28 protein-coding genes and 1 pseudogene are annotated in these 26,599 nt (G+C 46.4%); 24 read left to right on the top strand and 5 right to left on the bottom strand.

Translation table 11 applies throughout. The annotated features are described in order from the left end of the window. Window positions 1–10: 10 nt before the first annotated feature. Complete coding sequence (brnQ, locus tag MHB78_RS07240) at window positions 11–1,348, bottom strand: branched-chain amino acid transport system II carrier protein (RefSeq protein WP_046130826.1); 1,338 nt, start codon at window positions 1,346–1,348, stop codon at window positions 11–13. A 189-nt stretch (window positions 1,349–1,537) separates the two neighbouring features. Here brnQ and MHB78_RS07245 point away from each other — a divergent pair, with 189 nt between their 5' ends. From MHB78_RS07245 to MHB78_RS07280, 8 genes and pseudogenes are all read left to right on the top strand, one after another. Continuing rightward, window positions 1,538–2,683, top strand: coding sequence for a cysteine desulfurase family protein (locus MHB78_RS07245; protein ID WP_046130827.1), 1,146 nt, complete (start codon window positions 1,538–1,540; stop codon window positions 2,681–2,683). 7 nt (window positions 2,684–2,690) lie between these two features. Next, window positions 2,691–3,896 carry a tRNA uracil 4-sulfurtransferase ThiI gene (gene thiI, locus MHB78_RS07250; RefSeq protein ID WP_046130828.1) on the top strand — a complete coding sequence of 402 codons (1,206 nt, stop codon included), beginning with the start codon at window positions 2,691–2,693 and terminating at the stop codon, window positions 3,894–3,896. Between the two features lie 111 nt (window positions 3,897–4,007). Next, window positions 4,008–4,223, top strand: coding sequence for an alpha/beta-type small acid-soluble spore protein (locus tag MHB78_RS07255; RefSeq protein WP_006638006.1), 216 nt, complete (start codon window positions 4,008–4,010; stop codon window positions 4,221–4,223). 193 nt (window positions 4,224–4,416) lie between these two features. Further along, window positions 4,417–6,006 (top strand): acyl--CoA ligase, encoded by a 1,590-nt coding sequence (locus MHB78_RS07260; RefSeq protein WP_046130829.1) that lies wholly within the window; start codon window positions 4,417–4,419, stop codon window positions 6,004–6,006. A 33-nt stretch (window positions 6,007–6,039) separates the two neighbouring features. Further along, window positions 6,040–6,465: a MarR family transcriptional regulator gene (locus MHB78_RS07265; protein WP_046130830.1), complete on the top strand. Its 426-nt coding sequence runs from the start codon at window positions 6,040–6,042 to the stop codon at window positions 6,463–6,465. A gap of 136 nt (window positions 6,466–6,601) precedes the next feature. Continuing rightward, the gene (locus MHB78_RS07270) at window positions 6,602–7,966 is read left to right on the top strand and encodes an MFS transporter (RefSeq protein ID WP_340033794.1); all 1,365 of its coding nucleotides are present in this window, start codon (window positions 6,602–6,604) and stop codon (window positions 7,964–7,966) included. Next, window positions 7,963–8,226 carry a hypothetical protein gene (locus tag MHB78_RS07275; protein ID WP_340033796.1) on the top strand — a complete coding sequence of 88 codons (264 nt, stop codon included), beginning with the start codon at window positions 7,963–7,965 and terminating at the stop codon, window positions 8,224–8,226. The genes MHB78_RS07270 and MHB78_RS07275 overlap by 4 nt, the downstream gene beginning before the upstream one ends. Before the next feature lies 1 nt (window position 8,227). Further along, window positions 8,228–8,852: pseudogene (locus MHB78_RS07280) on the top strand (HlyD family efflux transporter periplasmic adaptor subunit). Between the two features lie 57 nt (window positions 8,853–8,909). On the opposite strand, the gene MHB78_RS07285 reads toward MHB78_RS07280, so the two are convergent. Further along, window positions 8,910–9,710 (bottom strand): NAD kinase, encoded by an 801-nt coding sequence (locus tag MHB78_RS07285; protein ID WP_046130832.1) that lies wholly within the window; start codon window positions 9,708–9,710, stop codon window positions 8,910–8,912. Window positions 9,711–9,897: 187 nt separating this feature from the next. Here MHB78_RS07285 and sppA point away from each other — a divergent pair, with 187 nt between their 5' ends. After that, entirely contained in the window at window positions 9,898–10,905 is a 1,008-nt protein-coding gene (sppA, locus tag MHB78_RS07290; protein ID WP_046130833.1) for a signal peptide peptidase SppA, read from the top strand. A gap of 15 nt (window positions 10,906–10,920) precedes the next feature. Further along, window positions 10,921–11,436, top strand: coding sequence for an RDD family protein (locus MHB78_RS07295; protein ID WP_046130834.1), 516 nt, complete (start codon window positions 10,921–10,923; stop codon window positions 11,434–11,436). Between the two features lie 74 nt (window positions 11,437–11,510). On the opposite strand, the gene MHB78_RS07300 is transcribed toward MHB78_RS07295, so the two are convergent. After that, a protein-coding gene (locus MHB78_RS07300; protein WP_231947364.1) for an IS3 family transposase occupies window positions 11,511–13,066 on the bottom strand; the annotation gives its coding sequence in 2 pieces (ribosomal slippage) (window positions 11,511–12,409 and window positions 12,409–13,066; 1,557 coding nt in all). A gap of 158 nt (window positions 13,067–13,224) precedes the next feature. Between MHB78_RS07300 and MHB78_RS07305 the strand changes: the two genes are divergently transcribed. The 13 genes from MHB78_RS07305 to MHB78_RS07365 all read left to right on the top strand — a co-directional run bounded on the left by MHB78_RS07305 (window position 13,225) and on the right by MHB78_RS07365 (window position 24,851). Next, entirely contained in the window at window positions 13,225–13,908 is a 684-nt protein-coding gene (locus MHB78_RS07305) for a DUF2953 domain-containing protein (protein ID WP_046129683.1), read from the top strand. Between the two features lie 12 nt (window positions 13,909–13,920). Further along, entirely contained in the window at window positions 13,921–14,373 is a 453-nt protein-coding gene (gene ytfJ / locus MHB78_RS07310) for a GerW family sporulation protein (protein WP_046129682.1), read from the top strand. A gap of 125 nt (window positions 14,374–14,498) precedes the next feature. Next, window positions 14,499–15,002 carry a thiol peroxidase gene (gene tpx, locus MHB78_RS07315; RefSeq protein WP_046129681.1) on the top strand — a complete coding sequence of 168 codons (504 nt, stop codon included), beginning with the start codon at window positions 14,499–14,501 and terminating at the stop codon, window positions 15,000–15,002. Between the two features lie 82 nt (window positions 15,003–15,084). Then, entirely contained in the window at window positions 15,085–16,071 is a 987-nt protein-coding gene (locus MHB78_RS07320) for a class I SAM-dependent methyltransferase (protein WP_046129680.1), read from the top strand. A gap of 225 nt (window positions 16,072–16,296) precedes the next feature. Next, window positions 16,297–17,484: an acetate kinase gene (locus MHB78_RS07325; RefSeq protein ID WP_046129679.1), complete on the top strand. Its 1,188-nt coding sequence runs from the start codon at window positions 16,297–16,299 to the stop codon at window positions 17,482–17,484. A gap of 103 nt (window positions 17,485–17,587) precedes the next feature. Beyond that, the gene (locus tag MHB78_RS07330; protein WP_046129678.1) at window positions 17,588–18,112 is read left to right on the top strand and encodes a molybdenum cofactor biosynthesis protein B; all 525 of its coding nucleotides are present in this window, start codon (window positions 17,588–17,590) and stop codon (window positions 18,110–18,112) included. Between the two features lie 171 nt (window positions 18,113–18,283). Continuing rightward, window positions 18,284–19,495 carry an argininosuccinate synthase gene (locus tag MHB78_RS07335; protein ID WP_046129677.1) on the top strand — a complete coding sequence of 404 codons (1,212 nt, stop codon included), beginning with the start codon at window positions 18,284–18,286 and terminating at the stop codon, window positions 19,493–19,495. Further along, a complete protein-coding gene (gene argH / locus MHB78_RS07340) occupies window positions 19,492–20,871 on the top strand; it encodes an argininosuccinate lyase (protein WP_046129676.1) in 1,380 nt (459 codons plus the stop codon). The genes MHB78_RS07335 and argH overlap by 4 nt, the downstream gene beginning before the upstream one ends. A 76-nt stretch (window positions 20,872–20,947) precedes the next feature. Beyond that, window positions 20,948–21,088 carry a hypothetical protein gene (locus MHB78_RS07345; RefSeq protein ID WP_164918170.1) on the top strand — a complete coding sequence of 47 codons (141 nt, stop codon included), beginning with the start codon at window positions 20,948–20,950 and terminating at the stop codon, window positions 21,086–21,088. A gap of 174 nt (window positions 21,089–21,262) precedes the next feature. Continuing rightward, window positions 21,263–22,024 (top strand): SDR family oxidoreductase, encoded by a 762-nt coding sequence (locus tag MHB78_RS07350; protein WP_340033799.1) that lies wholly within the window; start codon window positions 21,263–21,265, stop codon window positions 22,022–22,024. Between the two features lie 43 nt (window positions 22,025–22,067). After that, window positions 22,068–22,757: a metal-dependent hydrolase gene (locus MHB78_RS07355; RefSeq protein ID WP_046129674.1), complete on the top strand. Its 690-nt coding sequence runs from the start codon at window positions 22,068–22,070 to the stop codon at window positions 22,755–22,757. A gap of 100 nt (window positions 22,758–22,857) precedes the next feature. Beyond that, window positions 22,858–23,409: a PadR family transcriptional regulator gene (locus MHB78_RS07360; protein WP_046129673.1), complete on the top strand. Its 552-nt coding sequence runs from the start codon at window positions 22,858–22,860 to the stop codon at window positions 23,407–23,409. Between the two features lie 119 nt (window positions 23,410–23,528). Then, a complete protein-coding gene (locus tag MHB78_RS07365) occupies window positions 23,529–24,851 on the top strand; it encodes a CBS domain-containing protein (RefSeq protein ID WP_046129672.1) in 1,323 nt (440 codons plus the stop codon). 21 nt (window positions 24,852–24,872) lie between these two features. On the opposite strand, the gene MHB78_RS07370 is transcribed toward MHB78_RS07365, so the two are convergent. Beyond that, window positions 24,873–25,175, bottom strand: a complete 303-nt coding sequence (locus tag MHB78_RS07370) for a YtpI family protein (RefSeq protein ID WP_046129671.1) — start codon at window positions 25,173–25,175, stop codon at window positions 24,873–24,875. Between the two features lie 147 nt (window positions 25,176–25,322). Here MHB78_RS07370 and MHB78_RS07375 point away from each other — a divergent pair, with 147 nt between their 5' ends. After that, the gene (locus MHB78_RS07375) at window positions 25,323–26,264 is read left to right on the top strand and encodes a bifunctional oligoribonuclease/PAP phosphatase NrnA (RefSeq protein WP_046129670.1); all 942 of its coding nucleotides are present in this window, start codon (window positions 25,323–25,325) and stop codon (window positions 26,262–26,264) included. 124 nt (window positions 26,265–26,388) lie between these two features. On the opposite strand, the gene MHB78_RS07380 is transcribed toward MHB78_RS07375, so the two are convergent. Further along, a complete protein-coding gene (locus tag MHB78_RS07380; protein ID WP_046129669.1) occupies window positions 26,389–26,568 on the bottom strand; it encodes a hypothetical protein in 180 nt (59 codons plus the stop codon). Window positions 26,569–26,599: the final 31 nt, after the last annotated feature.

Below are 26,599 nucleotides of genomic sequence, written 5' to 3' on the forward strand. Positions count from 1 at the left end.
GCTTATCATTTCAGCTGACTTTCTTTAAACGGTCCGGACTAACAGGGATAAAGAAAGTCAAAATGTAACCGATCGCTGCGCCGATAATGGCCGGGATGAGCCAGCCGATTCCGACGCTGAATAATGGAATGTGCGCGCCTAAAAATTTGTTTAGCGCTCCTAATGGAATGCTCGCGGCATTCAAGCCGTCGATAATGCTGAAAATGCCTGTTGCGAAAAGCGCTCCGATATACACTTCGCGCCGTTCGTTAAACAGTTTGTCGATAAACGAAAGGAATACAACGACGATCGCAAGCGGATAAAGCGCTGAAAGAATCGGCACTGAAAGCGAGATGATTTCATTCAATCCGAAATTCGCGATCACCAGGCTGAACAGCGAGACAATGATTACAACGGTTTTGTAGGAAAGACCCGGAATCAGCTTTGAAAAATATTCTCCGCACGAAGAGACAAGTCCGACGCTCGTTGTCAGGCAGGCGAACAAAATGGCAACCCCGAGGACGACATTACCAAATGAGCCGAACAAAAAGGTGGAAGCCTTAGATAAGACGGCTCCTCCGTTATCGAGTGATCCGACCGTCTCAACGCTTGTCGCTCCAAGATAAGCAAGTGATACATACACCAGCGCAAGTCCAACTGCAGCCACAACCCCGGCTTTGATACAGGAGGCCGCGATTGATTTTGGATTTGTCACGCCGCGCTCTTTTACTGCTGAAATAACGACGATGGCGAAGACGATCGACGCAATGGCGTCCATTGTTTTATAGCCCTCTAAAAATCCGGTGAAGATCGGAGCGGACTTATATGCTTCCGTAACAGGACCAATGCTGCCCATCGGCGTAACGATTGCTTTGATTACGAGTATAGCGATGACTGCCAATAAGATCGGTGTTAAAATTTTGCCGATGCGGTCAACAAGCTTGCTCGGATTTAAAGCCAGGAAAAAAGTGATACCAAAGAAAATCAGGGTAAAAATAAAAAGGTAAATCCCTGATGAATGGCTGCCTAAAAACGGTTCAACGGCAATGACGTACGAAACGGTTCCCGTTCTTGGAATCGCAAACAGCGGTCCGATCGTCAAGTAAATGCAGACAATTAAAATGGTGCCAAAGACGGGGTGAGCTTTATCCGCCAGCCCTTTTGCACTGCCGGTAAGGGCTACGGCAATCACGCCGAGAAGCGGCAGGCCGACGCCTGTCAGCAAAAAACCGATGATGGCCGGCCATACGTTTTCTCCCGCAGCTTGGCCGAGCAGGGGAGGAAATATCATGTTTCCCGCTCCGAAAAAGAGAGCGAACAGCATCAAACCGATCGCTAACGTTTCCTTAGCGGATAGGGCAGTTTTCATTAAAAAGACCTCCTGTTATTGTTAAAATTTTCTGTCAATTATTTTTGCGATATAATATGACAAAAGTCCATAAACTATTATATTTTAAAAATCAGATAAGTCAAACATTTATTTTAATTTTCAATTTCGGGTTGATATGATAACATATACAGTCATGAAAAAGAACGTTCAATTCCAAAGGAGAAGATTATGATTTATCTTGATAACAGTTCGACAACTCAACCTTATCGTGAAGTGTTGCAAACGTATGAACAAGTCAGCCGGCGTTTCTTCGGCAATCCATCCTCGCTGCATCACCACGGCGTGGAAGCCGATCAATTATTGGCTGAAGCAAGAAAACAAATCAAATCGGCTTTGTCTGTCAACAATTATGACGTCGTTTTTACGTCAGGCGCTTCAGAAGCCAATAATATGGCGCTGAAAGGCATTGCGCTTGCACACGGCCAAAAAGGAAAGCATATTATCACTTCTTCCATTGAACATCCTTCTGTTTCCGAATCTTTGGAACAGCTGAAAACCGCGTTCGGTTTTGACATTACGTATCTTCCCGTCGACGGTCAGGGACGCGTGTCGCTTGAAGAGCTCGAAAAAGCGATCACGAAAGATACGATTCTTGTCAGCATTATGCATGTTAACAATGAAACAGGCGTCATTCAGCCTGTCGGGGACATTGGGAACATCGTTAAAAGGACGAGCCGGGCGTTCTTTCACGTCGATTTTGTTCAAGGGATTCACAAGGTTCCGCTGGACATCGCCAGTGCAAAGATCGACCTTTGCACAATATCCGGCCATAAATTCCACGGCTTAAAAGGGACCGGAGCTCTCATACTAAAAGAAGGAATGACCCTTTTTCCGTTAATTTCAGGGGGCGAACAGCAAAACAGCAGAAGGGCCGGGACAGAAAACACAGCCGGCGCGGTAGCGCTCGCAAAAGCAATCAACTTATCAGCAAAGGATTACTTCGATTATATAGAGGAGATGAAAGCGGCAAAAGCGGATTTCATCAAACAGCTTAAAGGTTTGGAAGGCGTGATGTTAAATACGCCTGAAGATGCGAGCGCACCGCACATCATCAACTTTTCCGTTCCGGGAATTAAAGCTGAAGTCCTCTTGCATATGCTCGAGGAACGGGGTATTTTTGTATCGACGACATCCGCATGTTCATCAAAGCAGCATAAGCCGAGCAAGGTGCTGATGGCTATGGGAAAAGGGGAGCAGGCGGCCGAAAGCAGCATCAGAATCAGCTTAACATACCGGGGAAACAAAGGGGTTGTCGAGCCGTTTATGACAGCTCTGACAGAAAGTGTACACAAACTAAAAGGAATTATGAGGTAGAGAAAAAATGAAATATGACTACATGTTAATCCGCTTTGGCGAAATTTCAACAAAAGGAAAAAACAGACGCCTTTTTGTCGATCGTCTGAAAAGAAACATCAAAATGGTTTTGCGAGATTTCAGAAACATCCGTTATGAAGCAACAAGGGACAGAATGACGCTCACATTAAACGGCGAGGATGCCGAAGCCGTAACCGCCCGCTTAAAAAACGTTTTCGGCATTCAATCGTTCAGCCTCGCCGTCAAATGTCCGACAGACTTGGAGAGCATTAAAGAGACGGCCCTTGCATCCATAGAAGAGCAATACAAGGCCGGTGACACGTTCAAAGTATCAACAAAAAGAGCGTATAAACAGTTTGAATTAAACACCAATGAAATGAATGCCGAAATCGGCGGACATATTTTGCGGAATACTGAAGGCCTGACCGTTGACGTTCACTCGCCTGACATTCACTTGCGGATCGAGATCAGGGAAGATGCGACTTATTTGACGTTCCGCGATGAAAAAGGAGCGGGGGGGCTTCCCGTGGGCAGCGGAGGAAAAGCGATGCTGATGATCTCGGGCGGCATTGACAGCCCTGTCGCCGGATTTTATGCGCTGAAGCGCGGCCTTGAAATTGAGGCTATTCACTTTTTCAGTCCGCCGTACACGAGCGAGCGCGCCAAGCAAAAGGTGATCGACCTTACCGAAAAGCTGACGGCGTTCGGCGGGGACATCAAACTTCACATCGTGCCGTTCACAAAAACGCAGGAGCACATTCAAAAGCAAATTCCCGAAAACTATTCGATGACGGCAACCCGAAGGCTGATGCTGCAGATCGCAGACAAAATACGCGAACAAAACAACGGCCTCGCCATTTTTACGGGAGAAAGCCTCGGACAGGTGGCAAGCCAAACGCTTGAAAGCATGTATGCGATCAATGCGGTGACGAATACGCCGGTTTTGCGCCCGCTGATCGGAATGGACAAAACCGAAATCATCGAAAAGGCGAAAGAGCTCGGCACATACGACATCAGCATCAGGCCTTACGAAGACTGCTGCACGATCTTTACTCCGTCAGCGCCGAAAACGCGGCCTAAAAAAGAAAAAATCGAGCACTTTGAAAGCTATACAGACTTCGAGCCTCTCATCCAGGAAGCGGTAGAAAAAACGGAAACGATCGTTTTAAGCGGCAAAACGGAGGCGAAAGAGAAGTTCGCCGACTTATTTTAAAGGCACATTCCTTAAGGTCGATATCGTCTGTTTTGCATACAATTACCAAACATTCTTTGCATGAAGTCATGTGTTTCTACACAATCTATACTCACAAGGAGGTGAGAACACATGGCTCAAAACAACAGACAAAGCAATTCTAACCAACTATTGGTTCCAGGAGCTGCTCAAGCTATCGACCAAATGAAATTCGAAATCGCTTCTGAATTCGGTGTTAACCTTGGAGCGGAAACTACTTCTCGTGCAAACGGTTCAGTTGGAGGAGAAATCACTAAACGTTTAGTTTCTTTCGCTCAGCAACAAATGGGCGGAGGCACACCTCAGTAACTTAAAAATTAAACAAGTAATGGATAATGAGTGGGGTTTTTTCCCCACTCTTTTATTGTGCGAAAAGAACATGTCAGCAGTACACACTCTTTATATCTGCCGAACATACTGTATTTTCATGGGACAAATCATTTTAGAAAATACACAATATTGTTTATAATGAAATGATGGCAAATGTGAGGAGAGGAAATCGTTGAAAAGAGAAGATTTGATTGCTCCAGAGAGGTATAATGCGGTTGATGAGATTGAAAAATTCAATGCTTTTCCAAATAAGACGGCTTTAATCTGGGAAGATGAATCAGGTAGGACAGCTTCCTGGACATATCGGACGCTGATCGATAAAACAAACAGGATAGCCAGCGTTCTCGCCGACTCCGGTTTGCAAAAAGGCGATAAGCTGATCGTAATGATGCCGCGCGTTTTGGAAACCTATGCCGTATATATGGCGATTCTAAAAGCGGGAATGGTTGTCATTCCTTGTTCTGAGATGCTTCGTGCAAAAGACTTGGACTACAGAATCGGGCATGCCGGTGTGAAAGGCGCCATTATTTATTCTTCGTTTATTAATTCTTTAGAGGGAGTTCAGTCCAAGGAAAAGCTGAATACTTTCTCTGTCGGGGAAAATGAAGCTGGATGGCCGGATCTTCTAAAAGAGATGGAAACGAGGGACGGAGCATCCTTTCAAGCGGCAGATACGAGCCGCGACGATATCGCGTTTTTATCATATACATCCGGAACGACGGGCCAGCCAAAAGGCGTTGTTCACACACACGGCTGGGCGTATGCCCATTTAAGAACGACGGCTTCCGCCTGGCTTGATATCAAAGAAGATGACCTCGTTTGGGCAACGGCCGGCCCAGGTTGGCAAAAATGGCTGTGGAGCCCGTTTTTGGCTGTGCTGGGAAGCGGAGCGACAGGATTTGTCTACCACGGAAAATTCGATCCAGAGACATATTTGTCGTTAATGGAACGTTATCGGATCAATGTGCTTTGCTGTACGCCGACAGAGTACCGATTTATGGCAAAGGTCAATAATCTGTCAGGCTGGGATCTTTCTTCTATCCACAGTGCCGTTTCGGCGGGCGAACCTTTAAACCGGGAAGTCATCGACGCGTTTAAAAAGCATGTAAACGTTGAAGTGCGGGACGGCTATGGACAAACGGAAAACACTTTGCTCGTCGGCGTCCTGAAGGGAATGAAGGTCAAACCGGGCAGCATGGGTAAGCCAACCCCGGGCAACATCGTCGAAATTATAAATGAAGACGGGGACATCTGCGAACCCGGCGAAACGGGGGATATCGCCGTCCATATCAGTACGCCGGCCCTTTTCAAAGAATATTATAATGACCCTGAGCGGACGCTTCTTCAAAGAAGAGGGGATTACTTCATCACCGGCGATAAAGCGAGGAAAGACGAAGAAGGCTATTTTTGGTTTGAAAGCCGAAACGATGATATTATCATCAGTTCCGGCTATACGATCGGCCCTTTTGAAGTCGAAGATGCGCTGATCAAACACTCGCGTGTAAAAGAATGCGCCGTTGTCGCAAGTCCTGATGAAATCAGAGGAGCCATCGTCAAAGCGTACGTTGTATTAAAGGATTGCTCCGGAGACGAAAGCCTGGTAAAAGAGCTGCAAAACCATGTCAAGGCATTAACGGCTCCGTACAAATACCCGCGGGAAATCGAATTCATCGACCAGCTTCCTAAAACCCCTTCGGCGAAAATTAAACGCTTTGAATTAAGAAACCGGGAGCTTGCCCGAAAAACGAAAGGAAACCGCTAAACGGCAAACTTTTAATGACAGGGGGGATCTCCTTTGAGTCGTGACTCACTCCGAAACATCGAGAAGGAAATCGCGCTTCTGGTACGCTTGACCACGGCCTACAGTCCGCGGTTCGGAATGGATCGTTCAGAATACCTGCTTTTGAGCGAACTTGAGAGCGAAAGTCCTCTTGCGATCAATACATTGGCCGACAAGCTGATGCTGAATCTTTCGACTGCAAGCCGGCAAGTTTCGGCCCTTGAGCGGAAAAAACTGATCAGGCGTTTTCCAGATCCGCAAAACGGCCGGATCAGCCTTGTGGAGATGACTCAGGAAGGAATTGATAAGCTGCATAAGGTGCAAAAGGCCCGCTACGATGTGTATGCCGAGGTTCTCCAAGAATGGCCGGACGAAGAGCTTACCGTTCTGGAGGCCAATTTAACCCGGCTGAACCGGGATTTCAAAAAATGGAGCAAATAAAGAAAGACTGCTGATCCAAAAGTCAGCAGTCTTTTTGCTGATTTAAAGATTGATTTATGTGAGAAAGAGAGTATAATTAACTTGTATTATACAACTTGCATCATGAAATATATTGCAGCGAAAGGAGGAAACGGATATGAATCATTCCGATGCTGCTGAACGGGATGCTAAAAACAGCATTCCGAAATATTTAATTATAACGGTATTAACGATATGTTCGATCGGACCGCAATACTTTCTCAATCTTTCATACACCTTGAACCAAATCGTCATACAAAACGGACTTCATTTGACGTCCCGCGATATGCTGATGCCTTCGATTTTGTCAAATCTCGCTTTTGCCCTCGGGGTGCCGCTTGGACGCGTTTTTTCAAAAAGGTACGGGACCAGGTCCATCTATCTGACCTTTGTCTTCGTTTTTTTATGCGGTTCGCTTATTGATGTTTTCTCAACCGGATTAATTTCCCTTATGGCTGGAAGGACGATTCAAGGCTTAAGCGCGGGAATGTTATTTTTGACGATTTTGCCTGTTAAATTGGTTTCATTCCCGAACAAGATCAGAAATCTGTTTTTATTTTTTGTGATCAGCGGCTTGTTCGGTTCATCTGCTGTCGGTGCTTTTTTCGGCTCTTTATCGCTGAGTTATGATGCATGGCGATGGGTATATGTGATCAATATTATATTTCCGGTTCTTTGTCTGGCTGTCGGGTTTTGGACGCTGCCGAAACAAAAACCGGATCAGCGCGAAAAGCAGCCGATTGATAAGACCGGTGTATTTTTGCTGACCCTTCTGATGTCGGTGCTGGCGTTTCCGCTCATTCACCTGCAGGAAGAAGGCTTTTCATCTGTTTATGTATGGCCTTTCTTTATTGGTGCATTCATTTTACTCATCCTGTTTTTTATAACCGATTGGCGCGCAGAGTTTCCTTTGGTGCCATTTCATTCATTATGGTCTGCGAAATCGGTTTCGGGAACGATCATGGCAGTAGCCTCCCATATTGCACTGATCGTCGCCCTGGCCGGAATCAACGGTTTTCTGCAAAACATTGCCGATGTTTCATTTGCATACCTCTCATGGTTTTATATTTGGTTTTTCATCGGCATTTTGACAACTGCCGTATTCAGCACATTGCTTTATGACAGGCTTGGCGCCGGGGTGCTCGGCTGTATCGGCTCGCTTGCGATGATTGCGGTCGGCCTCTCATGGAGAACGGTCGAACCGGAAGTTTCGATGCATACCCTGTATATTCATGCGGCTTGCCTTGGAGGCGGCGTCAGCATGGTATTGGTATCAGGAGCTTTGGGAACGGCGCTTGCAGGCGATATTCATAAAGCCTCAAACCGTTCGGTCTCGCTTCATTTCATTCGGAATTTCGCCGGCGCGGCGGCAGCGCCTGTGCTCGGCTGGTTTGCATCAATGAAAAACGCCGTCCATTATGAAACGATCAGGGATCAAGTCAGCGGGGCCGATCCGAAATTCAACTGGAATTATCCAAATTGATCCACCGCTTTATGAATAGCGGACTTCCGTTAGGAGAGGCGAAACATACGGCGGCTTATACCGTAGCGGCAAACGCAAAAAAAGCGTCCGCCCTCGGTGCCTATCACGACCTTTTTACGATTTTGCTCTGGCTTGGCGTGATCATGCTGGCTGCTTCAATTGGAAAAGCGGCTACAGGAAAAGGAAGATCGCTCGTTCAAAAAAAGAAACGGCTTCATCTTCCTGATCCAAACATACATCAACATAAGGAGATGGGTTAGAATGAGCAAAGGACGTTTCATCATCACCAATATGATTGGAGTGATCATCATTTTGGCGCTTCTTGCAGGAGGCGGGTATTATTACTATCAAAATCACAACTACGTGACGACAGATGAAGCAACAGTATATGCTGATATGACGAATGTGACGGCTCCGGCATCCGGAACGCTAAAAGGCTGGAAAGCTAAAGAAGGAGACGATGTATCCCGCGGTCAAAATTTGGGGGAAGTATTCGATGGTCAACAGCCGGTTCCCGTCGATTCTCTTTCAGAGGGAAAACTGATTAAAAACAACGCCGTCAATCATCAATCCGTTCAGGCGGGGGAGGTCATCGGCCAAACCGCCGACATGGACCATCTGTATATTATTGCAAACATTAAAGAAACCGAACTGCACGAAATTGAAAAAGGGGATAAAGTGAATATTACCGTTGACGGTGATCAGGACACAACATTCGAAGGGGAAGTGAAGGACATCGCCAAAGCGACAAACTCTGCATTTTCAATGTTGCCGGAGAATACGAGCGGAAACTATACAAAAGTGACTGAGGAAGTGCAGGTTAAGATCTCTATCTTCTTCGAACGTGCTTCCCGGCATGAATGCAGAAGTTAAAATTTCGATATAACCAAAAATAGGCAGGTGCTTGGCACCCGCCTATTTCATCTTGAAAAGGCTTCCAATATTAAAGAAATGTACGCTTTACTTTTTCCCAGAATGAATTGTCTTTCAGCTTGACGGTTTTCATGACTTTTTCGGACAGGCTGACCTCAACCTTTTTTACATTCATCGTGCTGAATGCTTCGTTATCAAGGCCGATGATCGGATAATCATTGCCGTCCTGGGCGATTTTAAGCGTCAGCTTACGATCGGCGCTTAAGATAAACGGCGAACCGAGCGTCCTGTAGGTGTTGTTGTTTAATGAAGCGAGCTCAGTCACCTGTATGCATGGAAGCAACGGATCGACAACCGCTCCTTCGACAGATTTATTATAAGCCGTGCTTCCCGTCGGGGTGGATACAATCATTCCGTCCCCGCGGAATGTTTCAAAGTGAAGATCGTCAATATATACATCCATCACAAACGTTTTAATAATGCTTGAGCGGATGGATACCTCGTTCAGACAGTGAAATCGGTTCGTCCCGTCAACCGTCACATCGATGAGCGGGTATTTTCTGACTTCGATTTGTTCCGAGTTTGTCGCTTCGATCATTTTATCTGTATCATGAATATTAAAATCAGCGTAAAGGTGAGCCTTCCCCTTTTTGGCTACCCCTACATACAGACAGTCATCCCTGAAATTCGTTTTTCGCACCGCCTGCAAAAAAGTACCATCGCCGCCGATACTTGCGATAATGTTGGCTTGCCGATGATCGTCGACGACTTGAAATCCGTGTTCTTTGGCAAGCTGCTTCAGCATATTGCACTGTTCATCTGTTTCCGCATTTTGTTTGTAAAAGAAATAAATGTTCCGGCGGTCTGTCACAACCATTCTCCCCTTTGTTTGTGAAATTTAGATTTCTCTGCCATCTAACATATGTGTTAAAATGACCTGTGACCCTAGTTTACCATGTCCTCAGGAGTTTGTTGTATATGAAGCGTCATCATATCGAACTTTTTCTCTTCGTATACGTACTATGACATGCAACATTTTTTTAAAAGGAGGAGAACAAATGAATCCTAAAAGGTGGATAGCGCTCGTGATCGCAGTGGGTATTTTCGGCGTTTCTTTGATCATGAGCCTGATTTTGACGGTATTTGAAAGTTTCAGCGATGACAGCAAGATGCAGTTTGGCCTTACTGACGGCCAGGAAGAAACGGTTTTGGAAAACGGGAGCGGTTCAAATAAAATCGCAGTCCTGGAAGTGGATGGAACGATTCAAGACAATGGCGATGGCTCAAGCCTTCTCGGTTCTGACGGATACAACCACAGATCGTTTTTAAAAATGCTGGAGAGGGCGAAAGATGATTCTGCGGTTAAAGGGATCATTTTACGCGTGAATTCTCCGGGAGGCGGGGTATACGAAAGCGCTGAAATACATAAGAAACTCGAAGAAATCAAAAAGGATGCGAAAAAGCCGATTTACGTATCAATGGGTTCGATGGCGGCGTCCGGAGGCTATTACATTTCCACCCCGGCAGATAAGATTTTCGCGGCGCCCGACACCCTGACAGGCTCTCTCGGGGTCATTATGGAAGGCATGAATTACAGCAAGCTTGCCGAAAAGCTTGGATTGAAAACGGAAACGATCAAAAGCGGAGAATATAAAGACATCATGTCTCCGACGCGCGATATGACGAAGAAAGAGCGTGAGATCATGCAGTCCATGGTCAACGATTCTTATGAAGGCTTCGTTGACGTAATTTCAGAAGGGCGCAATTTATCAAAAGCCGATGTGAAAAAAATCGCCGATGGACGGGTTTATGACGGACGGCAGGCGAAAAAGCTGCATTTGGTCGATGAACTCGGCTACTACGAAGATGCAGTAAAAGCAATGAAAAAAGACCATAAAGATTTGGCTAAGGCGTCCGTTGTCAGCTACAAAGAATCGACAGGCCTTTCATCGCTCCTTTCGATGAGCGCGAACAAAATATTTAAAAGCGAAGCTGACTTTTTGAATATTAAAGAAGCCATTTCGCAATCCGGCGCGCCGAGACTGATGTATCTTTACGCTAAATAGGAGGGGGACCGAAAAATGGATGTGACTTATGATGGAAAGGATCATAACGAAATATCTGCGCCCGCTGACGTTTCTCAAGCCAAATCGGCCCCGCCTTTGGAGCATGCATACGCCGGTTTTTGGGTCAGGTTTTGGGCGTTTCTGCTTGACGGGATTGTGATCGGCAGTATCAACCGCCTGCTCGTATCTCCTGTTTTCAGTTTGCTTCATTTGCCGAAAGAAACAGGGCTTTTCACTTTTTCGCTGTATTCGATTACGTCGGCCGTCGTGTTTTTTGCCTATTTTGCCATTATGACGAAGTTTTTCAAACAGACATTGGGCAAAATGGTATTCGGACTCAAGGTAGTTTCACTTGTTCCTGAAAAAGGGCTTACCTGGGATGTGGTCCTGTTCAGGGAAGTTATCGGCCGCTATATCAACAGCGTGTATATCACCTATCTCATTGTCGGTTTTACGCCGAAGAAACAAGGAATCCACGATTATTTTGCCGACACCGCGGTGATTCACGAAAAGCTGTTTCGGAAAAAGTAAATAAACCATTCAGGAGCCCGGCACCCAGATGATCTGCACCCTGTCAAGTAGACAGTGGAAATAACTAAAACACACTAGACGGCTTTAGCCCTGTATTCCACTGGGCTGAGGCCGTTTAGTTTTTCTTGTAGACGATCGTGGTTGTAAAAGTGGATATATTCATCAATTGCGCTTTGAAGTGCCTCAAATGTCTCGTACGAATTCCGTCTGTATTTCTCGCATTTTAATTTCCCCCAAAACGACTCAATGGGGCCGTTATCAATACAGCGGCCGACGCGGGACATACTCTGTGTCATATTTGCGTTTTCAATCATCCTTCTAAACTGGTGGGACGTGTATTGAAAACCTCTGTCGCTGTGAAGGAGAGGACGTGCGTTTGGGGCTGCCTCAAGCGCTTGGTTCAAGGTTTTAAACACAAGGGCGTTATTATTGGATTTCCCCAGCACATAAGACACGACCATTCCCTCATGAAGATCTAAAATGGCACTGAGGTACGCTTTCCGATGGCCGTATTTTAGCTCTGTCACATCAGTCACCCATTTTTGATTTGGTTTGTCCGCTTTAAACTCTCGATTCAGGATATTTTCGGACACATGTTGAGGCGTCGCTTTGCCGTAACGTTTTTTCTTCCGCCGAATGACACACTCCAGCTTGGCAATTTTCATCAGCCGATAGATGCGCTTATGATTGAGGCGCTCTTTAAAGCGGCGGTTCATGTTTAAGGTCATTCTGCGGTATCCGTAGATACCGCCAATTTGTTCGTGAAGTAGCGCCATTTTGGCGATAATCTTTTCATTCTGTTTTTCTCTCGCTGAAGGTACTCGGCTCCTCCATTTGTAATACCCCTGGCGCGAAACTTCGGCAATCTCACATAACATTTGGACAGAAAAGCCTTCTTTTCGATTCAGCTCTAAAATGGCGAGATATCGATCTTCGTACCGAACCTGACTTAGAACCGCCTCCTTTTGATCTCTTCCAACTTTTTTAAGAACGCATTCTCTGCGCGCAAACGCTCATTTTCCTGTTCCAGCCGTTTGTTTTCCCGTTGAATTTTTTCTTCAGGTGTCAGTTCTTCTTCGGTTTTGCGTTTCCCTCGGTTGTCTTTTAAGGCCTCTTCTCCGCCTTCTTGATACTTTTTCACCCATTGATACACCTGTTGGTAGGAGACTTGATGAATCTCCATTGATCTGGCGTAGTCCTTTCCATGAGCTAGACAATCCTTCGCAATCTCAATCCGTTCTTCCAATGAAACGTTCTTCCGTTTGGTCATCAAACGATTCCTTCCTCTCCCGCTGTCTTTTAACGTTTTATGACCATTATAAAGCTCAACCCACTTCATGAGTACGGATTTACTGGAAATCTTATATTTTCTCGAGATTTCTCTTTGAGAGTAGCGTCCGGATAAGAAGTCTTTCACGGCATTGTATTTTAATTCTGCGGGATAGAACTTATGGCGCTTTGAACGTTCCAAACTCTCCACACCCGCCATATCATGCGATGTTCTCCATTCACGAATCGTTTCGGCATGAATGCCATATTTTTCTGCGATCTCCTTCACCGAATTATTGCCCTGATCACATTCTGATAGAATATTCAATTTTTCTTCTTTTGAAAACCATTTTCCAGCCATGAAAAAACTCCCCCAAGGCAAACAGATTTTTTTATTTCATCTGTCTACCTTTAGGGGAGCATATCAAGACTGCCGGGCTTTCCTGAGCCATGGCGATCTTCCACGTTTATTTTTTTTGCGTTTATCCCATAATGCCTAGTATAAGAGGAAGTGAAAACATGGTTTACATATGGATAGCAGCCGCCATATCTTTGCTTGCGGCTGTTTGGTTTATGAAAATCCGCGTTTCAATCGAATATGTTCATACACATGACGACGACCGGCTGACCGTTAAGATTCGGACGCTTTTCGGCCTCCTTCATATCAAAAGGGAAATCCCTATGATCAAGGTCAATCAAAAAGATATGACCATTGATGTAAAGGAGCGGATGAGCACTGCTGTCAGCAAAGATAAAAAGAAGCGGAAAGTCGGGTTCAAAGACGTGCTCAAAAGTATGCGGCAGATCAAAAACCTTGTCGAACAAATCCGCAATCTTCAGCCGGTCATCCGCAAATTCATGAAGCGCATACATGTAACAAAGCTTGAGTGGACGTCAGTTCTCGGGCTTCCCGACGCGGCTTTGACCGGTATTGCAACGGGCGGTGCCTGGTCCGTCAAATCCGCCTCGATGGCTATGTTGGACAGGTTTTTAAGTTTTGACCGTCGCCCTGAGTATCAGGTGATTCCCGTTTTTAACAGCCCGTCCTCCAAAACGCACCTGACATGTATATTCCATTTTCGCGTTGGACATGCTATAACCGCAGCTTTCAGAATCGTGGTTAATTGGAAAGGGAACATGCGCGGCTTGTTTAAGCTGCCGAAACATCTGTCAGGTTCAACAAAGAAAGACTCATCTGTATAGGAGGAATGGAGTATGGCTGAACATCCAATTCAAGGTTTGATGAAAACCGCCATGGAAAATTTAAAAGAAATGATCGATGTTAATACCATTATCGGAGATCCTGTAGAAACACCTGACGGCAGTGTCATTTTAACCGTCTCCAGAGTAGGCTTTGGATTTGCCGCCGGCGGAAGCGAATTCAGCGGCGCGAAACCTGCGGAATCGAAAGCAAGCGACGGTGAACGGGAACGAAAAGAAGCGAAGCTTCCGTTTGGCGGAGGGAGCGGCGGAGGTGTATCGATCACACCGATTGCGTTTTTGATTGTCGGCACATCAGGCGTAAGAATCCTCCATTTGGATGAAAACACGCACGTCATTGACAAGATTTTAGATTCAGCCCCGCAAACGATCGAGCGGATCCAGCAAATATTTAAGAAAAACGATAAGCAAAAACAAAAAATGAATCAAAAAGATATGCCATTATAAAACAACGCTCTGAAAGTTAACTGTTTTTAGAAGCAGTTAACTTTTTTTCGTCTCAAACTTAAGCTTTGCAGTTTGGCTCAAACTCTTTTATAGTAGAGTCATACATAAGTGAAGGAGGAATAATGATGGCTTCAATAACATTTAAAGGAAACCCTGTAACATTGGTTGGTTCCGAAGTACGCGTCGGCGATCAAGCTCCTGATTTTACGGTGCTTTCCAATTCGCTGGAGGAAGTGACGCTTCAAGACATCAAAGGCACACCTGCGATTATTTCAGTTATACCATCCATTGATACGGGAGTTTGCGACGCACAGACCCGCCGTTTTAACGAAGAAGCCGCAAGCCTCGGTTCAGTGAAAGTGTACACGATCAGCGCGGACCTTCCGTTTGCGCAGGCGCGCTGGTGCGGATCGAACGGAATTGAAAATGTGGAAACATTGTCAGATCACCGGGAGATGTCATTCGGGGAAGCATTCGGCGTCTATATTAAGGAACTGAGATTGCTCGCCCGCGCCGTATTTGTTTTAGACGAAAACGGAAAAGTCGTTTACACTGAGTATGTAAGTGAAGCGACAAATCATCCGGATTACGAAAAAGCGATTGAAGCTGCAAAGTCGCTTGCAAAGTAAAAAGTACGTTAGAAAGGGCTCCAGGTGAACAACTCCCGGAGCTCTTTTCATGGCTTTACATTTTCATAAGGAGAGACATTGCATGCAAAACAACCAAGTAGAAACGATATACGGATGGCTTGATGATGGAGCGAACATCATCGCCCGCGACCGGGAGATTCCATACATAGAAGCGTTGGCAGATGCCGGAGAAGCGTACTTTCTGGGAGAAGCAAGCCGCACGTTGACAGAAGCGGGCGAACAAAAGATGAAAGAGCTGATCGAAAAAGCGGATTTTTCTCGATGCAGCCACGAATCTATACGAAAAGCCTTTCAGCTTGCGATTCTCAAAGGGCTGAAAAATATCCCGCATCCGAACCGGCAAATGACTCCGGATACGATCGGTTTGTTTATCGGATATCTCGTCAATAAGTTCATGGGCCGGAAAAAAGGACTCACCCTTTTCGATCCGGCAGTCGGCACAGGAAACCTTCTGCTTGCCGTATTGAACCAGCTTGCGGAAACACCCGGCAAAGCCTTCGGTTCCGAGATTGATGATGTACTGATCAAACTCGCCTACGTTCAAGCGAATCTCCAGCGAAAAGAAATTGAATTGTTCAACCAGGACAGCCTGCAGCCCGTTTTTATGGACCCTGTCGATGCGGTCATCTGCGATCTTCCCGTCGGATATTATCCGGATGATGAAAGCGCGCGGTCGTTCCGTCTGAAAGCCGATGAAGGCCACTCTTTTTCGCATCATCTGTTCATCGAACAAAGCCTGACATATACAAAACCGGGCGGATATTTATTTTTCATGATACCGAACCATTTGTTTGAAAGCAGCCAAAGCGAACAGCTCCGGACCTTTTTAAAGGACACCGCGCACATCAATGCAGTCCTTCAGCTGCCGCTTTCGATATTTAAAGATGAAGCACACGCAAAAAGCATCCTTGTGCTGCAAAAGCAGGGGGAAGGGGCAAAAGCGCCGAAACATGTGCTGCTTGCCGAACTTCCGTCCTTCTCCAACAAAGAAGCGATGCTGAAGATGACCGCAAAACTTGACAATTGGTTTAAACAGGAAAAAAGCTAAAACAGTCAGAGATGGGATTCTCTGGCTGTATATTTATTTTCAGAAAATAATAAAATCTCTTTGAAAGCGTTAACAATCAGAATCGTACTTGAAAAGGATTCTTTTGAATGTTTAAATGAAAAAGGCAGATATTTTTTGAATTTACTATGAACGAATTATACATATTTTTTATGATCCGGGTTGAACATAAAATAACCGGACTCTAGGTAAAAAGGAGCGTCATTTATGTCCAAAATTATCGCAATCAATGCTGGAAGCTCATCATTAAAATTTCAGCTTTTCGAAATGCCCAGCGAAAAAGTATTAACAAAAGGTTTAGTCGAACGGATCGGGCTGGATAACGGCATTTTTACGATCTCTTTCGACGATCAAAAAAAGAGTGAAACAACAGACATTCCGGATCATTCCGTAGCGGTAAAAATGCTGCTCGGCAAACTGACGGAATACGGCATCATTAAAGACTTAAACGAAATCAACGGCATCGGCCACCGCGTCGTCCACGGAGGCGAAAAGTTCAACGATTCGGTTCTTCTTACAGACGAAACGATTCGCGAAATTGAAGAAATTTCCGATTTGGCGCCGCTTCACAATCCGGCTAACATCGTCGGAATCCAAGCGTTTAAAGAAGTTCTTCCAAACGTTCCGGCCGTAGCCGTTTTTGATACGGCTTTCCATCAGACGATGCCTGAACAGTCATATTTATACAGTCTGCCTTATGAATATTATGAAAAATACGGCATTCGCAAATACGGTTTCCACGGTACGTCTCATAAGTACGTAACAGAGCGCGCTGCTGAGCTTCTCGGACGTCCGCTTGAGGAATTGCGCCTGATTTCCTGCCATTTAGGAAACGGAGCAAGCATCGCTGCTGTTGAAGGCGGCAAATCGATCGACACGTCAATGGGCTTCACTCCGCTTGCAGGCGTGGCGATGGGAACGCGGTCCGGAAACATCGACCCTGCCCTGATCCCATTCATCATGGAGAAAACGGGACAGACTGTTGACGAAGTGGTCAACACGCTTAATAAAAAGAGCGGTCTCTTGGGGATTTCCGGTTTCTCAAGCGATTTGCGCGATATTCAAGATGCTGCCAAAGAAGGCAATGAGCGCGCGGAAACGGCTCTTCAAATCTTTGCAAGCCGCATCCATAAATACATCGGCTCTTATGCAGCAAGAATGAGCGGCGTTGACGCGATCATTTTCACTGCCGGCATCGGTGAGAACAGCGTTGAAGTAAGAGAACGCGTTCTTCGCGGTCTTGAGTTCATGGGCGTGTATTGGGACCCTGCTTTAAATAATGTCCGCGGCAAAGAAGCGTTTATCAGCTATCCGCATTCTCCGGTAAAAGTGCTGATCGTTCCGACGAACGAAGAAGTCATGATTGCAAGAGACGTTGTCAGACTTGCAAACTAAATACAGCCTTCCCCCCAGGCCAGGGGGAAGGTTTTTTTATATGTTTCAAAAAAGCTTTCTCCTTTATAATGAAAAAGATCGCTAAAAAGGAGGCGGATGTAATATGAGTGTCGAAGAACACAAAAAAGAAGCGCCCGACTGCGTGTCCTGCAAGGTGATCACGGTCAGCGACACAAGAACGGAAGATACGGACAAAAGCGGCCGGCTGATGAAAGAGTTTTTGACAGATGCCGGCCACGAAATTGTTTCCTATGAGATCGTGAAAGACGAAAAGGAAGAGATTCAGGCGGCGGTGCTTGAAGGATGCCGCGATGATCGCGTTGAAGCGGTACTGTTAAACGGAGGGACAGGCATTGCAGCGAGAGATGTGACGATCGAATCGATTGCACCGCTTTTTTCGAAGGAGATTTCCGGCTTCGGAGAAATCTTCCGGATGCTGAGCTATACCGAGGATATCGGATCAAGCGCGATTCTTTCCAGAGCATCAGCCGGCGTCATTCAAAACAAAGCCGTATTTGCGACACCGGGCTCAAGCGGAGCGGTCAAGCTTGCGATGGCAAAACTGATTGTTCCGGAGCTTGCCCACGTGATCAGGGAATTGAGAAAAGACATACAGAACCTGTGGTGAATATGCTGAATACTGACGAAACTTCATTCATAAAAAATGAATGAAGTTTTTTTTATAAAAAGGTTGAAAAAACGAGACTTCCTTGATAAAGTGTATACATATTAAGTGTATTTTTATTAAATAAAATTTATTTTTATACAAAAGACACCGATGTGAGGGGAGTTTTTCAAAATGACGGAAAAGAAAAAAGTGGTTTTAGCATATTCAGGAGGTCTTGATACTTCTGTTGCGATAAAATGGCTGCAAGAGCAGGGGTACGATGTTGTTGCCTGCTGCCTTGACGTCGGCGAAGGCAAGGATCTCGCGTTTGTTCAGCAAAAGGCGCTTCAAGTGGGTGCAGTCAATTCTTACATGATTGATGCAAAAGAAGAGTTTGCCCGGGAGTTTGCGCTGGTCGCCCTGCAGGCCCACACGATGTATGAAGGCAAATACCCGCTGGTGTCAGCCCTTTCAAGACCGCTGATCGCCAAGAAGCTTGTAGAAGTCGCCGAAAAAGAAAACGCAGTCGCCGTCGCTCACGGATGCACCGGCAAAGGAAATGACCAGGTCCGCTTTGAAGTTTCCATTAAATCGCTGAACCCGAATCTCGAGGTTCTCGCTCCCGTACGCGAATGGAAATGGTCGCGGGACGAAGAGATCGCATACGCGGAAAAGCACGGCATTCCGATTCCGATCAATTTAGACAGTCCGTATTCAATCGACCAAAACCTGTGGGGCAGAAGCAATGAATGCGGCATCCTTGAAGACCCTTGGGCAGCGCCGCCTGAAGGAGCGTATGACTTAACAAAGCCGCTTGAAAAAACGCCTGATGTGCCGGCTGTTGTCGAAATTGCTTTTGAACAAGGCGTTCCGGTATCGATTGACGGTGTGTCTTATACCCTCTCGGATTTGATTTTAAAGCTGAACGAGTTGGCGGGGGAACACGGCGTCGGCCGGATCGACCATGTTGAGAACCGCCTGGTCGGCATCAAGTCCCGCGAAGTTTATGAATGCCCGGGAGCCGTGACGCTGTTGAAAGCGCACAAAGAGCTTGAAGATCTGACATTGGTGAAAGAAGTCGCCCACTTTAAGCCGCTGGTCGAACAAAAAATGGCTGAAGTCATTTACAACGGCCTTTGGTTTTCACCGCTGAAAGACGCCCTTTCCGCTTTCCTGAAGGAAACGCAAAAGCACGTAACAGGCGTCGTCCGCGTCAAGCTGTTTAAAGGCCATGCAATCGTGGAAGGCCGAAAATCCGATTATTCCCTTTACGACGAAAAATTGGCGACATACACAAAAGACGATGCATTTGACCATCACGCGGCAGTCGGTTTTATCGAACTGTGGGGGCTGCCGACAAAAGTAAACAGTATCGTCAAACAGAAGGAGAAGGTTAAAGCATGAAAAAGCTTTGGGGAGGCCGGTTCCAAAAAACACCGGAAAAATGGGTCGATGAGTTCGGAGCATCGATCCACTTTGACAAAACGCTTGTAAAAGAAGATATCTCAGGGTCACTCGCCCATGCTTCCATGCTGAAAAAGTGCGGCATATTGACAGAGGAGGAAGCGGAAAAAATAAAAGAAGGCCTCACATCTCTTTGGCATAAAGCCGAAAAAAACGAGCTCGATTTTTCCGTCGATTATGAGGACATTCATTTAAATATCGAAAAGATGCTCATCGATGAAATCGGACCGCTCGGCGGCAAGCTTCATACGGCGAGAAGCCGAAACGACCAGGTTGCAACCGACATGCACCTTTATTTAAAGGAACACACCGAACACATTCTCGATTTGATCGCGGCTTTTCAAGGCGTGCTCGTCGAAAAAGCGGAAGAACACGTCGGGACGATTTTGCCCGGCTACACGCATTTGCAGCGGGCACAGCCGATTTCGTTCGCCCATCATCTGCTCGCTTATTTTTGGATGCTTGAACGCGATAAAGAGCGCTACCGCGATTCGCTGAAGCGGATCAATACATCACCGCTCGGATGCGGGGCGCTCGCGGGGACGACTTTTCCGATCGACCGCGAATATTCCGCAGAGCTGCTCGGATTTGATTCGATTTATGAAAACAGCCTTGACGGCGTCAGCGACAGGGATTTCATCCTTGAATTTTTAAGCGCAAGCAGCATTCTGATGATGCATCTGTCGCGTTTTTCTGAAGAAATCATCCTTTGGTGTTCACAGGAATTTAAGTTTATCGAGCTTGATGACACATACGCGACAGGCAGCAGCATGATGCCGCAAAAGAAAAATCCGGACATGGCGGAATTGATCCGAGGAAAAACCGGACGCGTGTACGGCAGTCTGATCGGCCTGTTAACGATTATGAAAGGCCTTCCTTTAGCTTACAACAAAGATTTGCAGGAAGATAAAGAAGGCATGTTTGACACGGTCAAAACGGTAGAAGGAAGCCTTGAGATCTTCGCCGGCATGATCAAAACAATGACCGTCAATCAAAACATGATGAAAAAAGCAACCGAGCAGGACTTCTCAAACGCAACCGAGCTGGCCGATTATCTGGCAAAAAAAGGAATGCCGTTCAGAGATGCGCACGAAGTCGTCGGAAAGCTCGTCTATACGTGTATTGAAAAAGGGATTTACCTCAGCGGCCTTCCGTTTGAAGAATTCCAAAAGGCGAGCTGCCTGTTTGAAGAGGACGTCTATGTCGTGCTCGATCCGCACCATGCCGTCGAAAAAAGGATGAGCGAAGGCGGTACCGGCTTCAAAAAGGTTGAGGAAGCCCTGCAGAAAGCAAAGCAAAAATTGAACAATTTTTAACACTTCGCGATTCGATTCATAACTGAGAAAGCTCAGACGCAAACTACACGTATGAATCGAAAAGAGGGGTGTGGGAATGAAGCAGGATAAGCTAAAACAGGCTTACATGTACGATGCTGACGGGGAAAAGGAAACCGTCCAGCAAATATCTGATGCTTATTTCAGCGGCTTTGTGAGTTATGATGCCGAACAGCCGTCTGATCAAGACGAACAATAGAACCCTTTCGATAAAGCTGGAGCCTGATGGCTTCAGCTTTGTTATTATGATATTGCAAAAATTGCCGGTGCTCAACATGTGATATCCTCCCGATTTTGTAGTAAAGTATAGATAGAAAAGAATATCATGCCAATGATGGTGAATACAGAGAACCAATGCTTGGGAGGGAAAGATGTGCGCCATGCGTTAATTACAGCCGGCTCAAAAGGTTTAGGGCGTAAAGTGACAGAAGCGCTGCTCGAAAACGGATATTCCGTGACGGTGAACTACAGACGGGATGAAGAAGCTGTCAAGCGCCTGAAAACCGAATGGCGGTCTTGCCTTGACCGATTGCAGTTTGTAAAGGGAGATGTCACGAAAAAGGAAGATTTGCATCACATGGTGAATGCGGCTCTCGAGCGGTTCGGAACAATCGATCTGCTGATTAACAATGCCGGCCCATACATATTTGAGCGGAAGAAGCTTGCCGATTATACTGATGATGAATGGTATGAGATGCTTGAAGGAAATTTGAGCGCCGTCTTCCATCTGTTTAAAGCGGTCGTTCCGGTCATGAGACGCCAGCAGTTTGGACGCATCATCACATACGGATTTCAAGGGGCTGACCATGCTCCGGGCTGGCTGCACCGTTCAGCTTTTGGAGCGGCGAAAGTCGGACTTGCCTCCCTTACCAAAACGATCGCCATCGAAGAAGCGGGCTCAGGCATTACAGCAAACATGGTCTGTCCGGGCAACATCGTCGGGGACATGAAAGAATCCTCGATCACAGACGCCCGTGCTTCCCTTGATCGGGAAACGCCGATTGGCAGATCGGGAACCGGAGAAGACATCGCAAGGATCATTGCATTCCTCTGTGACGAAAATTCGGACTACATCACAGGAACGGTTATTGAAGCAACAGGCGGCCTGAACGTGATTAACCGTCACTCTCACTAAAAAAGTTTTGTTTCATAAAAAACATGAAATTGGGGTGGATATGATGAAAGTGACATACCATGGTCATTCGGTCATTACAGTTGAAACAGAAAATCACCATTTAATTTTTGATCCGTTTCTTTCCGGCAATCCTTTAACAGACTTAAAACCTGAAAATGTTAAAGCAGACGCCATCCTGCTGACGCACGGCCACAGCGACCATGTCGGCGACACCGTGGAAATCGCCAAGCGAAACGACGCGCTTGTCGTCGCTCCGAACGAGCTTGCGGTTTACCTCGGATGGAAAGGCTTGAATGTACATCCGATGCACATCGGCGGTTCGCACAAGTTTGATTTTGGAAAAGTGAAGCTGACACAGGCATTCCACGGCTCCGCTTATACGGAAGAAGACAATCAAAAAATCGTTTATACCGGAATGCCGGCGGGGATCTTGCTGACTGTTGAAGGTAAAACGATTTTTCATGCGGGAGACACGGGTCTGTTTTCAGATATGAAGCTCATCGGCGAGTTAAACCACATCGACCTCGCATTCTTGCCGATCGGCGACAATTTTACAATGGGACCTGAAGATGCAAAACTGGCTGCGGAATGGCTTAGGGCCAAACAGGTTGTTCCCGTTCATTACTCGACGTTCCCGGTCATCGAACAGGATCCGTACGCCTTTGCCGACAGCCTGCCGGGCGGCGTCGGGAAAGTGCTGGAAGTCGGCGAATCGATCGAATTGAAATCATGAAGGCAGCATGGGGCCCCTTGATCGGGCTCCTTTTTTGTATGTAAATCAAAACATGTGCAGCATGATATAATATCATCACGATATACTTTGGAGGATAAACATGAGGGTACTGAAATACGCAATTTTGGGTCTCTTGGATAAAGGCAGTCTGAGCGGCTATGATATGACGAGCTATTTTAAAGCAGAGATTGGCCAATTCTGGAGCGCGAAGCACAGCCAGATTTACCCCGAGCTGAAAAAGCTTACAGATGAGGGGTTCATCGAATTTGAAACGGTTATACAAGGGGCGAAATTGGAAAAAAAGGTATATTCCATAACAGCCGCCGGAAAACGGGAGCTTCATGAATGGCTGACGGCATATCAGCCGGTTCCTAACACGGTGAAAGATGAATTTATGCTGAAAGCCTATTTCATTTCGGCGATGGAGCCTGGTGAAGCAGAAGGCCTTTTTGCCGACCAGCTCGCCAAACGGAAGCAGAAGGCCGCTTTTTTAAAGGAAAGGCTTGAAAAGCTGAAACAGGAAGCCGGACCGGAGATTTCCTTTCAGTCCCCGCACTTTGGCCACTACCTTGTCCTGACGAGGGCGCTCGAACGGGAAAATGGCTATTGCAACTGGCTAAAGAAGGCGCTGGAGCTGATGAAGCGTAGATGACGGCGGCCATGGGCCCATGAATAGCGTATTTTTATTTTGCGCGGGCCGGATTGCGGCAAAAACGTCCAAGCATTTATAATAAAACCATATCTTGCAGTCAGAGGATGAAGGTGAAACGATTGGCGACAAAACACGAACAGATCTTAAAATATATTGATTCCTTGCCCGTCGGTGAAAAAATTTCCGTCAGGCGGATTGCCAAAGAAATGAAAGTGAGCGAAGGGACGGCTTACAGAGCGATCAAAGAAGCGGAAAACAAAGGCTTCGTCAGCACGATCGAGAGGGTCGGGACGATCAGGATCGAGCAGAAGAAAAAAGAAAATATTGAAAAGCTGACATACGCCGAAGTGGTCAACGTCATCGACGGACACGTACTCGGCGGCAAAGCAGGGCTTCATAAAACGCTGAATAAGTTCGTCATCGGAGCGATGGAGCTCGATGCGATGATGAGATACACCGGAGCCGGCAACCTTTTGATCGTCGGGAACCGGATCGATGCGCACCGCCAGGCGCTTGAAGCGGGCGCCGCTGTTTTGGTAACGGGCGGGTTTGATACCGAACCGTCGATCCTTGAGCTTGCCGACAGGCTTGAGCTTCCGGTCATGTCGACGAGCTATGACACCTTTACCGTCGCAGCCATGATCAACAGGGCGATCTACGATCAGCTCATTAAAAAAGAGGTTGTGCTTGTTGAAGATATATTGACCCCGCTTGAAAAAACAGTCTGCTTATCCCCTCATGAAAGGCTCGAAAGATGGTACGAAAAGAATTTTGAAACGGGCCACGGGCGCTTTCCGGTCGTTGACGACCAGATGAAAATCCACGGCATTCTGACGTCAAAGGATGTTGCAGGATATGACCGCTCCGTGCTTATCGAGAAAGTCATGACGAAAAATCCGATTACGGTCGTCGGCAAAACGTCCGTAGCCTCGGCAGCGCAGATGATGGTCTGGGAAGGAATCGAAGTGCTGCCGGTGGTAGACGAGCGGCAGAAGCTGATCGGCATGATCAGCAGGCAGGATGTGTTAAAAGCGCTGCAAATGATTCAAAAACAGCCGCAAGTCGGTGAAAAACTCGATGATATCGTCACAGGCGGATTCAAGGAATCAGACATTGACAAGCAGAATCCTTCCCCCGTTTATCAATATGAGGTGACACCGCAGATGACAAACCATTTGGGAACGATCTCATACGGTGTATTCACGACAATATTGACCGAAGCGGCAAACCGCGTTTTGCGGTCGCGCAAAAAGGGTGATCTTGTCATCGAAAGCATGACGATTTATTTTTTAAAGCCCGTGCAAATGGAGTCTGTCCTTGAGATTAAGCCGCACATCCTGGAAGCGGGAAGAAAGTTCGGAAAAATGGATATTGAAGTTTTTCATCAGGGAGCTCTCGTCGGCAAAGCGATGATGATGGTACAGCTCATGGAAAGAAGCTAAAGGGATCCGGCCGGATGCCGCTCAAGCGTTTTCCCTCTCGTTTTCCTTTGCGAGCAAAGGGACATAATGTTTATAAGCCCTGTATCCGGCCCACATGCTTCCGATTCCGGTCAGAACGAAAACGACCCCGATGGCAGCGCTTAAAGCGCCCCTGTTTAAAAAGAGCTGATTCAGTCCGAAAAACATAATAAAAAGGCCTAAAGACATGCTCGATTTAGCGGACAGGTATTCTTTCAAAAGGGCCCTTTTTGTTCTTACATATTGAATCTTGTAATACACATAAACAATCGCTGAAACCACAATGAAAAAAACAAAAAACGGCATATTCGACATCCTCCATTGTAAGTTTTACAAACCCATTGTATACATAAACGGGTTTGCTTTCTACAATAAAAAGTCATGACTTTCACTTTCCACCAACTACAGTTTATGATTTAATGGTTAAAAATAAATGTAAAGAAGGGGCACGGCATGAAAAAAGAAATCATCAGAACCATATCATTATATGACACTATCGTTATACATAGACATGTGAGGCCTGATCCTGATGCCTACGGATCCCAGTGCGGCCTTACGGAAATCTTGAAAGCAACCTATCCCGAAAAAAATATTTTTGCGGTGGGGACGCCAGAGCCGTCTTTGTCATTTTTATATACGCCGGAAACAATCGAAGACTCCGTCTACGAAAATGCCCTTGTCATCGTTTGCGATACGGCAAATCAGGAAAGAATTTCAGACCCCCGCTACAATATGGGCGCAAAGCTGATTAAAATCGACCACCATCCAAACGAAGACCGGTACGGCGATCTGATCTGGGTCGATACGGATGCAAGCTCAACGAGCGAAATGATTTATGAATTGTATTTGGCCGGGAAAGAAGCGGGATGGAAGCTTCCGGTCAAAGGGGCCGAGCTGATTTATGCAGGCATCGTCGGCGATACAGGGCGTTTTCTGTTTCCGAACACGACCAAGAAGACATTGAAATATGCGGGCGAGCTCATCGAATATCCTTTCTCGTCTCAGGAACTTTTTAATCAATTGTATGAGACAAAGCTGAATGTTGTGAGGCTGAACGGATACATTTATCAAAATGTTTCATTGACGGAAAACGGCGTTGCCTCTGTGCACATTACAGAAGACATATTAAAGCAGTACAATATTACGCCGTCTGAAGCATCGCAGCTCGTCAGCACGCTTGGCAATATTTCCGGAATTAAGGCATGGGTGTTTTTCGTCGAGGAAGCCGATCAAATCAGGGTAAGGCTGCGGTCGAAGGGGCCGATTGTAAATGAAGTCGCGAAAAAATACAACGGCGGAGGCCATCCTCTGGCGGCCGGCGCTTCCATTTACGACTGGAAAGATGCCGAACGCGTCATTGCCGACTTGGAGCACATATGTAAAGAACAAAAATAAGAGGGGATACCCTCTTTTTTTGTGCTGTCTGAATGGTAGCGTTTGCATTTGCGGGCAAACAAAACAACGCACATCGCCGGTTTTCATGCGTGTTCATCATGCGGGCGGCCCTCCGTGATTTCGCCTATTCGGGTATAAACCAAGATCCGAAATCCGTCACATCTTCATATACGCTGATGTTTTGTGCTTTTAATTCTTTTTTGATAAGGGACGCGAGAATATCAGTTTCCGCATAAGCCGAATAGCCCAGCTTAATCCGGTTGACTTTATCTCTTGCCAGCTGATGGTAACTGTAAATGTACATTCTGCTTTCCTCCCTTTTTCGATTGTCATCA

Source organism: Bacillus sp. FSL K6-0138 (assembly GCF_037982765.1).
In the GTDB taxonomy this organism is placed as follows: domain Bacteria; phylum Bacillota; class Bacilli; order Bacillales; family Bacillaceae; genus Bacillus; species Bacillus glycinifermentans.

Bases quoted from the DNA above. Each gene is read 5' to 3' on its own strand.
- brnQ (WP_046130826.1), bottom strand. From the start codon at position 1,348: ATGAAAACTGCCCTATCCGCTAAGGAAACGTTAGCGATCGGTTTGATG.
- MHB78_RS07360 (WP_046129673.1), top strand. From the start codon at position 22,858: ATGAGGGTACTGAAATACGCAATTTTGGGTCTCTTGGATAAAGGCAGT.
- MHB78_RS07370 (WP_046129671.1), bottom strand. From the start codon at position 25,175: ATGCCGTTTTTTGTTTTTTTCATTGTGGTTTCAGCGATTGTTTATGTG.
- MHB78_RS07270 (WP_340033794.1), top strand. From the start codon at position 6,602: ATGAATCATTCCGATGCTGCTGAACGGGATGCTAAAAACAGCATTCCG.
- MHB78_RS07380 (WP_046129669.1), bottom strand. From the start codon at position 26,568: ATGTACATTTACAGTTACCATCAGCTGGCAAGAGATAAAGTCAACCGG.
- MHB78_RS07245 (WP_046130827.1), top strand. From the start codon at position 1,538: ATGATTTATCTTGATAACAGTTCGACAACTCAACCTTATCGTGAAGTG.
- MHB78_RS07335 (WP_046129677.1), top strand. From the start codon at position 18,284: ATGACGGAAAAGAAAAAAGTGGTTTTAGCATATTCAGGAGGTCTTGAT.
- MHB78_RS07345 (WP_164918170.1), top strand. From the start codon at position 20,948: ATGAAGCAGGATAAGCTAAAACAGGCTTACATGTACGATGCTGACGGG.
- argH (WP_046129676.1), top strand. From the start codon at position 19,492: ATGAAAAAGCTTTGGGGAGGCCGGTTCCAAAAAACACCGGAAAAATGG.
- thiI (WP_046130828.1), top strand. From the start codon at position 2,691: ATGAAATATGACTACATGTTAATCCGCTTTGGCGAAATTTCAACAAAA.
- MHB78_RS07330 (WP_046129678.1), top strand. From the start codon at position 17,588: ATGAGTGTCGAAGAACACAAAAAAGAAGCGCCCGACTGCGTGTCCTGC.
- ytfJ (WP_046129682.1), top strand. From the start codon at position 13,921: ATGGCTGAACATCCAATTCAAGGTTTGATGAAAACCGCCATGGAAAAT.
- sppA (WP_046130833.1), top strand. From the start codon at position 9,898: ATGAATCCTAAAAGGTGGATAGCGCTCGTGATCGCAGTGGGTATTTTC.
- MHB78_RS07295 (WP_046130834.1), top strand. From the start codon at position 10,921: ATGGATGTGACTTATGATGGAAAGGATCATAACGAAATATCTGCGCCC.
- MHB78_RS07255 (WP_006638006.1), top strand. From the start codon at position 4,008: ATGGCTCAAAACAACAGACAAAGCAATTCTAACCAACTATTGGTTCCA.
- MHB78_RS07355 (WP_046129674.1), top strand. From the start codon at position 22,068: ATGAAAGTGACATACCATGGTCATTCGGTCATTACAGTTGAAACAGAA.
- MHB78_RS07320 (WP_046129680.1), top strand. From the start codon at position 15,085: ATGCAAAACAACCAAGTAGAAACGATATACGGATGGCTTGATGATGGA.
- MHB78_RS07375 (WP_046129670.1), top strand. From the start codon at position 25,323: ATGAAAAAAGAAATCATCAGAACCATATCATTATATGACACTATCGTT.
- MHB78_RS07325 (WP_046129679.1), top strand. From the start codon at position 16,297: ATGTCCAAAATTATCGCAATCAATGCTGGAAGCTCATCATTAAAATTT.
- MHB78_RS07305 (WP_046129683.1), top strand. From the start codon at position 13,225: ATGGTTTACATATGGATAGCAGCCGCCATATCTTTGCTTGCGGCTGTT.
- tpx (WP_046129681.1), top strand. From the start codon at position 14,499: ATGGCTTCAATAACATTTAAAGGAAACCCTGTAACATTGGTTGGTTCC.